This window comes from Mesorhizobium sp. M1E.F.Ca.ET.041.01.1.1, assembly GCF_003997355.1.
In the GTDB taxonomy this organism is placed as follows: domain Bacteria; phylum Pseudomonadota; class Alphaproteobacteria; order Rhizobiales; family Rhizobiaceae; genus Mesorhizobium.
On record NZ_RZSL01000276.1, the window covers coordinates 1 to 8089 of the forward strand.

The window sequence follows — 8089 nt, forward strand, 5'->3', positions numbered from 1 at the left end:
GTCTACCGTCTGACGCAGATCGTCCACGATTCCGGCTATCCCGGAACGCCGGTGCTGTTCTCCTGGGCTTCGGGCGCCAAGACCACCGACTATGTCTATGACAGGGAAAGTGCCGCCGCCGCCCGCGACCAGTTGGAAGTGACGCTGAGAATGCTCGCGCAGACGGGCGCGCGGCGCATCGACATCGTCGCCCATTCGATGGGGACCTGGGTGACGATGGAGACGCTGCGCCAACTCGCAATCACCGGCGACCGGGATCTCAGCGGCAAGCTCGGCGACGTCGTGCTGGCCTCGCCCGATATCGACGTCGACGTCTTCAAGAGCCAGATGCGCCGCTACGGCAAGCCCGACAAGCCTTTCATCCTGCTGCTGTCGGACGACGACCGCGCGCTGCGGCTCTCCGGCCTGATTGCGGGCTCGCGGCCGCGCGTCGGCGATTACAGGGACGCCGCCGATCTCGCCTCCTATGGCGTCACGGTGGTTGACCTTTCCAAGGAAAAGGGCAACGACAGCTTCAACCACACCAAATTCGCCGACAACCCCGTGCTGGTGAAGATGATCGGCCAGCGGCTGCGCGAGGACGATGGTTTTGCCAGCGACCGCGATGTCACCGACCGCATCAGCCAGCTCGGGATCCAGTAACCGTGGCTCGCCGGATCGCGTCGCGATTGCCGTGCTGCATAGACTTTGAACTGGACCCGGCCGTGCTCTGGCTTTATCGGAGTAATCAGAGAGGTTTGCCGCCCTTGGGGGATCCCGGGTGATCGTGCGTTCGAAGATCGTCCTCGGCCTTGCCCTGGCGCTCGCCCTGACCGGCTGCGCCGGCGGAAATACGCACGATCTGCTCAACAGGAAGACGGTTGCGGTCCCGGCCTCCGACATTGCGGCCACGCATGAAATCTTCGTCGCCACGACCCGCCAGCAGGCAGCCAAGGATCCGCGCCAGGTTTTCGACGGCGATCGCTCGCTGAGCACCAGCTACGCTCGCGTCGATGTGACCGTTCCCAAGGCGCATCAGGTCGGCGCGATCGAGCGCGCCAAGGGTTCGGCCGACAGCAACCCGGCCAAGCAGTTCACCGCGACCGATGTCGTCCACTATGGCGACGCGCAGCAATTCGCCAAGGCGGTCGGTGCCGACATTTCGGTGCGCGGCGACCGCGCCCTGGTGTTCGTGCACGGCTTCAACAACGGCTTCGACGACGGTGTCTATCGCCTGACGCAGATCGCGCATGACACGAAATATCCGGGCACGCCGGTGCTCTTCTCCTGGGCGTCGAGCGGCAAGACGACCGGCTATATCTATGACAAGGACAGCTCCACCGCCGCGCGCGACGACCTCGAGGCGACGCTGAGAATGCTTGCCAAGACGCGAGCCAAAAGCATCGACATCATCGCCCATTCGATGGGCACATGGCTGACGATGGAAGCGTTGCGCCAGCTTGCCATCACCGGCGACCGCGATCTCAACGGCAAGCTCGGCTATGTCATCCTCGCCTCGCCCGACATCGACGTCGACGTCTTCAAGAAGCAGATGATCCGCTACGGCAAGCCCAACAAGCCGTTCGCCATCCTGCTCTCGGGCGACGACCGGGCGCTCAAGCTGTCCAGCCTCATTTCCGGCGACAAACCGCGCGTCGGCGACTACGGCAACGCGTCCGATCTCGCCAATTACGGCGTTACGGTGGTCGATTTGACCCAGGCCAAGGGCGGCGACGGTCTGAATCACGCCAAGTTCGCCGACAATCCGATCCTGGTGCAGTTGCTCGGCAACCGCCTGCGCACGCCCGCCGGCCTGGCATCCGACGAGCCGGATCCGGCGCAGCTCAACAACATCGGCCAGGGCCTCGGCAAGGCGGTCGGCTCGGTGGCCGAGGTCGTCATCACCACCCCGTTCAAGGTGCTGACCATTGCCACCGGTGGACAGTGAGTGAGCGCCCGCTCCGTCTCAGATAAAGAGATCGACCTTCTGGAACGTCGTCACGTCCACCAAACCCACGTCTGAGATTCTGAGCTCCGGAATGACCACCAGCGCCAGCAGCGAGTGCTGCATGTAGGCGTTGTTGAGCGAGCAGCCGACCTTGCGCATCGCTTCCGTCAGTTGCTCGGCTTTGGCCGCGACGATCTCGGCGCGCTCGTCCGACATCAGCCCGGCGATCGGCATTTCGACCAGCGCCAGTTCCTTGCCCTTGCAATAAAGCACGACGCCGCCGCCCACTTCACCGAGCCGGTTGACGGCCAACGCCATATCCTCCTTGTTGGTGCCGACGACGATGATGTGATGCGCGTCGTGCGCCACGCTCGAAGCCATGGCGCAGTCCTCGACATAGCCGAAGCCGGACACGAAGGCGTTGGTCACGCCGCCGGTGCCCCTGTGACGTTCCACCAGGGCGATCTGGCAAACGTCGTTGCGGCGATCCATGGCCACCAACCCGTCCTCGACCGGCAGGTCGGCTTCGAGCGCCCGGGTCGGCGCCTGGTTCTCGATCACGCCGATCACCCGCGCTCGAACCTCGTTGGCGCCTTGCGGCGCCGCAATGTCGAAATCGGCGGCCTTGAGCCTCTTGCCGAGCTTGACCGTGTTCTTCGCCGTCGGCGGATAGTCATAGGCCGGGATGTCGATTTCGAGCCTGCCGGCCTTCGCCAGCCTGACGCCGCGGCCATAGACCTCATCGATGGTCATCTGGGCGAGATCGGAGACGATCAGGAGATCGGCCAGCCTGCCCGGCGCGATCGAGCCGACTTCCCGCTCCAGCCTGAAATGCTGGGCGGTGTTGAGCGTCGCCATCTGGATCGCCGTCACCGGCTTCAGCCCCTGCTGAATCGCATGCCGCACCACCCGGTCCATATGGCCTTCATGCACCAGCGTGCCGGAATGGCTGTCGTCCGTGCACAGGATGAAGTTGCGCGGATCGATACCGCCTTCCGTCACTGCCTTGATCTGGGCCGCGACGTCATACCAGGCAGAACCCAGCCTCAGCATCGCCTTCATGCCCTGGCGCACGCGGGCGGTCGCGTCTTCGGCGCGCGTGCCTTCATGGTCGTCCTCGGCGCCGCCGGCGACATAGCCGTGGAAAGGCAGGCCGAGATCGGGCGAGGCATAGTGGCCGCCGACCGTCTTGCCGGCCTTGACGGTCTCAGCGATCTCGCCCGACATCACCGGATTGTTGGCGGCGACACCGGGAAAATTCATCACCTCGCCGAGGCCGATGATGTTTTCCCAGGTCATCGCCTCGGCGACGTCGGCGACTGTCAGCTCGGCGCCGGCATGCTCCAGGCCGGGCGCCGAAGGCACGCAGGACGGCATCTGCACATGCACGTTGATCGGCATTGCAACGGCCTCGTCATGCATCAGCCGGACGCCCGGCAGGCCCAGCACATTGGCGATCTCGTGCGGATCGATGAACATAGAGGTTGTGCCGTGCGGGATCACCGCGCGGCAGAATTCCGTCACCGTCACCATGCCGCTTTCCACATGCATGTGCGCGTCGCAAAGACCGGGCACCAGGTAACGACCGCCGGCGTCGACCACCTTGGTCCCCTGCCCGATGGCATGGCCGGCATTCGGCCCGCAATAAGCGAAGCGGCCGGCGGCGATCGCGATATCGGTGCCGGGAATGATCTCGCCCGAATGGACATTCACCCAGCGGCCGTTGCGGATCACGAGGTCGGCGGGCTTGCGGCCCATCGCAACATCCACCAGATGCGTCGCCACCTCGGTCCAGGGCCTGGGTTTCATCTTGTTCGCGCTTCCCGCCATGACGGACTCCTGTTTGCCCGACTGTGCCAAGCGGGCGCGGTTTTGACCAGTTGGCAAAACTGGTTTGTTTTTAAGGCAACGGCAGTTTTGGCGGATATCTCCTCCGGCAAGGCGAAATCGCCTAGACTGACGGCCCAGGCTGTCGTCCGGATAAAAGATGGCACAGACGATTCGGTTCGCAATTTTCGTGTTGTCGGCATGTTGCGCCGGCCTGGCCTTCTTCACCTTTCATTCGTTCTGGGCATGGGCCGCGCCGATCGCCATCCTCATCGCCGGCTCGTTGTTTACCGAATACGCTTTCAACCGGCTGGCCTCGTCCGAGGAGAAACAGCGCGGTCTGGAGGATCGCGTGCGCAACCCGCCGGCGTAAACCACTGTTGCAGAAATACAATTCCGTTTTGCGGCGAATAACGCTAGGTTGTGCCAAGGAGTCTTTCGAAACCGCCATTTCGGAGCGCTCGATGCGTCGCCTGACGCTCGCCAGTGCCGGCTTTTTCGCCCTGCTGTCCGGGCCTGCCCTGGCTGCGGACATGGGCGCCGATTTACCCATGACCGCACCCGGCTTCGACTGGACGGGTTACTATGCCGGCCTCCAGGCCGGTTACGGCTGGGGCCGCTCCGACATCGCCGGCACGGAAGGCGAGCCGTTCGCCGCCTCCCCCGATCTCGACGGCGGCTTTGTCGGCGGCCATGTCGCCGGCCTTTGGCAGTTCAATCAGGCGGTGATCGGCGCGCGGGCGGAACTCAACTATGCCTCGATCGACGGTTCGGCTCTGCTAAGTCCCGGAAATTCCGTCGGCACCGACATCAAATGGCTGGGATCGGTCAATGCCGAGGCCGGCTTGGCGGCCGATCGCTGGCTGATCTACGGCGTCGGCGGCGTCGCCTTCGCCGGCATCGAGACTTCACAAAACGCCGGGCCCAGCTTCGCTGAGACACGCACCGGCGCCGGCTGGACGATCGGTGCCGGCGTCGACTATGCGTTGAGCAACAACATCGTCGTCGGCGCGCAGTACCGCTACTACGATTTCGGCAAGGAGCATTTCGACGTCCCGGACGCCTTCTCCGACCGCGACCAGGACCTGAAGCTCCACACACTGGGCGTGAACTTCAGCTACAAGTTCTGAATTGCAGAGCAGCAACGGAACGAAGGTGGCCGGCGCCCGCAGGGGGCGGGGGGAATGGGTAGGGCCTGAAAGACGCCGGCCGCGGCGGATCAAGTCCACCGCGAGGACGACCGTAGTGAACGCCTCCAGAGGCGTAATTGCGCGATCACGCCACTATCCAGGATCAAGCCGAAGTGGTCTTCCCGGCCGGCATGGCGGCCAGGCACTCCTCCAGCCGCTCCAGGCGCGCCTTTTGCCATCGCAAGCTGTGCGCAATGTCGTGGAGCTTTCCCTTGCCCCCCGAGTTGGCGGCCTCGATCAAGTCGAGCTCAAGCTGGGCAATCTCGCGCCGCAGCTCCTGCGCCTCGGCTGCCCGCAATCCTTTGATCCACCCTGCCCCGCGCATGGCTGCACGCATTCTGCCATCAACTTGGGCTCGATGTTGGCAAGGAAATGCTAACGATATCGGCTAGGACAATCTCGAATTTTAAACATAGCTAATATATTCGCACCGTGGTGCCGTTGTGCCTGTCATGGTTCCCGCAAGGACGCTTGTCCCGAAACATGCCTTGACGGCTACGGGCTGGCATCTGAAAAGAGCTTCGCCAGCGGACGTGGCGGAATTGGTAGACGCAAGGGACTTAAAATCCCTCGATCTCTGATCGTACGGGTTCGATTCCCGTCGTCCGCACCACATTGAAATTGCTAGAAGCGGCCGGCGTTGAATTCATCCCCGAGAATGGTGGCGGCGCCGGTGAGGCTCAGGAAGCGATCGGCGCTCTCGAATCAGTTGCCCGACGGCGAAGGCGGCATCATCGACAACAGCGAGATGTAGGTGGGGAGCAAATGCCGAATAGCAGGTGGCGCGTTCGGGTCTGGGCAATCAAGGTCTGACAATTCTTCACACGGAGAGGGTTGATCGCCAACGCCGCCATAATGTTCCACGAGTTTTGCGAATCCATAGGCGAAGGCGAAAAGAAGCGCCAGGACAACCACTATTCGGACGGCCATAAGGGACTGTAGCAGCATCCCGCATGGAATTGAGCATACCGCAAATTGCAGCATCCTCGATGCGATCATCCGTTTACCGCGCGCGCCACCTCCTGCTGAAATCGTCAAGCACTCCCCTTGCGGGAGCCGGCTTATGCGCGCCACAGTTGCGCGATTGGTTTCGGCTGGGACGGCGGGGCTTTCGTGATGATCAAGCCAGAACAAGAGGCACATATCGAGCGCCTCAAAAAGCGACGTCCGCAGGCTCTTGGCGTTCTTCTGGTGGGGCTCCCCTTGGCTCTCTTACTTGTAAAGCTCTGCAAGGCCGAAGGTTGGAATGGTCGGGTATATGTGCCCATCGTAACCGGCATCAGTATCTTGGTGGGGCGCGTTTCAACCGTGATGGTGCAGCGGTTCATCGCCAAGAAGTAAGCGACGTTCCCGTTCGCTGAGAACGTCAGGCCGCTCCCTTCGGAGACCGCTTGCCTTTGCGATGCCCGCACCAGTAGCATTCCGACTTCTTATTGGGTGCGGGGTTTGAATGAGCACATATGCGTTTGTGGACGGCTCGTCGCTGCTTTCGCTTATCGAGAGCGCCAGAAGCTATTTCAGCATGGATGAAGGCGCCATTTTCGATTTCGGCAGGTTCTTCCAATGGGAGGCTGACGCCGCAGCGCGAACCTTTTTTTACAACGCCTATCCTGACCAAAAGCCAGGTACTGACGAAGCTTCCCATCAGGTCCTGCTGGAGAAGAGCCAAAAGCTATTTGACAGGATCAATAGCTATCCTGGCGTTCACGTAAAGAACGGCGTAGCGAGGTTTAGGCCCAAGCGCGGGCAGGAGCAAAAAGGCGTCGATATATTGTTGGCGATCGATGTCTATCGACAGGCTGTAAATGGTCTCCATCGGGCTTTCCTGTTCGCCAATGACGGCGACTTTTACCCAGTCCTAGAGGCACTTCAAGGAACGCAAACCAGAACCATCCTCAAATGCATACGCGGCAAAACCCCGAAATATCTATATGAGTTGGCTGACGAGGTGTCCTACATCAACGAGCTTAACATCGTCGTTCATTTCGAAGGCGCTGGCGACGACGACCTATACGGGATAAGTGAATTGACGCCGAACCCGCCCTTGACCACGATCACCGATCAAGGCTTTGGCTTTTCCAAGACGTTCGTATTTGAAGGTGGCCACTCCTACGACATCTATGAGAACGCTCACCATCCGCACATCTACGCTGCGAAAGACAACCGGGCGATCTACAAGATGAGAAAACCCGAAGTATTCCTGAAATATGTGGAACGCCAATTCGGCCTGTTTCCACGGAAGGAGCCCGGTCGATAGTTCCGCTCTACATCGCCGCGATCGGGCCGTAATGCTCGCCAGCGCGGTCGGCGCTACCCCGCAAGACCGGCCCCTCCTCGAATCGCAGGCGCGCGTAGCGAAGTGTAGCATTTTAATACAATCCTCAATTTGTAGACTCCTGCGATGCATCGGCAGCTAGTGTCTCCGCCCAGGCTAAAGGAGGGAAACGCCGCGGACCGGGAGGAAAGCGATGTCTGTCCAAAAAGAAGACTTTCGAACGAACAGAGCCGACTATGCGATCGCCTCGATGCGAGGCCGAGCGGCCGCTGATGACGATCGCCATGAGATACTGGAAAGCAAGAACTCTCTGTGGCTAAGAGATCGGCGAATCGCCAGATTGGCTGCAAATCCGTGTGAAAGCTTGCCACCAAGAGCCAGACCCCCGCGCGGGGATTAGCGACGCTGGTGTTTCGTTAGCCGGTGCCCGGCGCTAGCCTTGCCGGGCCGCTTCCGGCTTCAAGGACAAGGCGTCCAGCCCTTACGCTTATCCGGCGTCATTGCATGGTTGGTGAAATGCAAATTCCGATCATCGCGGCCGGCGGCGCGGCATTCGTGGCAATAGAGCACCTTAATCAGATCCCAATGCATCGCTCCGTGATCCGGCCCGAGCCGGCGCACCAGTTCTGCAACGTCAAGGATCGCATGGCGCCGGCAAGTGAGGCAGTCGACCGAAAGGCCTGTGCCGGCTTCCGGCTTCTTGCCAAGCGTGCCTTCGACGAAGGGGAATTTCATTGTCGTGACGATCTCCGAAATGAGGTCGCCGCACCGGGAGGATTATATTCCTCATCGCCGACAGGTTGCCAAGAGGTTACGCGATCACGCCATGTCCTTTTGAGGTAGAGATTAGCTATCTTGCATGTGCGGCGG

At 61.3% G+C, this 8089-nt stretch carries 9 protein-coding genes and 1 tRNA gene; 7 read left to right on the forward strand and 3 right to left on the reverse strand.

What is annotated here, in order from left to right; translation table 11 throughout:
• Both EOA38_RS21155 and EOA38_RS21160 read left to right on the forward strand, forming a co-directional pair.
• Positions 1–642 (forward strand): alpha/beta hydrolase (locus tag EOA38_RS21155; RefSeq protein WP_127300146.1); only part of this gene is annotated, 642 nt, incomplete at its 5' end.
• A gap of 118 nt (positions 643–760) precedes the next feature.
• Positions 761–1927, forward strand: a complete 1167-nt coding sequence (locus EOA38_RS21160) for an alpha/beta hydrolase (protein WP_126093538.1) — start codon at positions 761–763, stop codon at positions 1925–1927.
• 18 nt (positions 1928–1945) lie between these two features.
• On the opposite strand, the gene ade is transcribed toward EOA38_RS21160, so the two are convergent.
• Positions 1946–3757, reverse strand: a complete 1812-nt coding sequence (ade, locus tag EOA38_RS21165; RefSeq protein WP_127300147.1) for an adenine deaminase — start codon at positions 3755–3757, stop codon at positions 1946–1948.
• Between the two features lie 157 nt (positions 3758–3914).
• Between ade and EOA38_RS21170 the strand changes: the two genes are divergently transcribed.
• Positions 3915–4127: a hypothetical protein gene (locus tag EOA38_RS21170; RefSeq protein ID WP_127300148.1), complete on the forward strand. Its 213-nt coding sequence runs from the start codon at positions 3915–3917 to the stop codon at positions 4125–4127.
• Positions 4128–4218: 91 nt separating this feature from the next.
• Complete coding sequence (locus tag EOA38_RS21175; RefSeq protein ID WP_127300149.1) at positions 4219–4884, forward strand: outer membrane protein; 666 nt, start codon at positions 4219–4221, stop codon at positions 4882–4884.
• A 163-nt stretch (positions 4885–5047) separates the two neighbouring features.
• Here the strand turns inward: EOA38_RS21175 and EOA38_RS21180 are convergent, their stop codons facing one another.
• Positions 5048–5281 (reverse strand): hypothetical protein, encoded by a 234-nt coding sequence (locus EOA38_RS21180; RefSeq protein WP_245480886.1) that lies wholly within the window; start codon positions 5279–5281, stop codon positions 5048–5050.
• 190 nt (positions 5282–5471) lie between these two features.
• Here EOA38_RS21180 and EOA38_RS21185 point away from each other — a divergent pair.
• The 3 genes from EOA38_RS21185 (at position 5472) to EOA38_RS21200 (ending at position 7201) form a co-directional block, all read left to right on the forward strand.
• A tRNA-Leu gene (locus EOA38_RS21185) sits at positions 5472–5557 on the forward strand.
• A gap of 503 nt (positions 5558–6060) precedes the next feature.
• The gene (locus EOA38_RS21195; RefSeq protein WP_126093533.1) at positions 6061–6285 is read left to right on the forward strand and encodes a hypothetical protein; all 225 of its coding nucleotides are present in this window, start codon (positions 6061–6063) and stop codon (positions 6283–6285) included.
• A gap of 109 nt (positions 6286–6394) precedes the next feature.
• On the forward strand, positions 6395–7201 hold the full coding sequence (locus tag EOA38_RS21200) for an NYN domain-containing protein (RefSeq protein ID WP_127300151.1): 807 nt from the start codon (positions 6395–6397) through the stop codon (positions 7199–7201).
• 477 nt (positions 7202–7678) lie between these two features.
• Here EOA38_RS21200 and EOA38_RS21210 read toward each other — a convergent pair whose 3' ends face one another.
• Complete coding sequence (locus EOA38_RS21210; RefSeq protein ID WP_127300152.1) at positions 7679–7954, reverse strand: hypothetical protein; 276 nt, start codon at positions 7952–7954, stop codon at positions 7679–7681.
• Positions 7955–8089 lie beyond the last annotated feature (135 nt).

Coding starts and splice junctions, on each gene's coding strand:
- ade (WP_127300147.1), bottom strand. CDS start 3,757: ATGGCGGGAAGCGCGAACAAGATGAAACCCAGGCCCTGGACCGAGGTG.
- EOA38_RS21175 (WP_127300149.1), top strand. CDS start 4,219: ATGCGTCGCCTGACGCTCGCCAGTGCCGGCTTTTTCGCCCTGCTGTCC.
- EOA38_RS21210 (WP_127300152.1), bottom strand. CDS start 7,954: ATGAAATTCCCCTTCGTCGAAGGCACGCTTGGCAAGAAGCCGGAAGCC.
- EOA38_RS21170 (WP_127300148.1), top strand. CDS start 3,915: ATGGCACAGACGATTCGGTTCGCAATTTTCGTGTTGTCGGCATGTTGC.
- EOA38_RS21200 (WP_127300151.1), top strand. CDS start 6,395: ATGAGCACATATGCGTTTGTGGACGGCTCGTCGCTGCTTTCGCTTATC.
- EOA38_RS21180 (WP_245480886.1), bottom strand. CDS start 5,281: ATGCGTGCAGCCATGCGCGGGGCAGGGTGGATCAAAGGATTGCGGGCA.
- EOA38_RS21195 (WP_126093533.1), top strand. CDS start 6,061: ATGATCAAGCCAGAACAAGAGGCACATATCGAGCGCCTCAAAAAGCGA.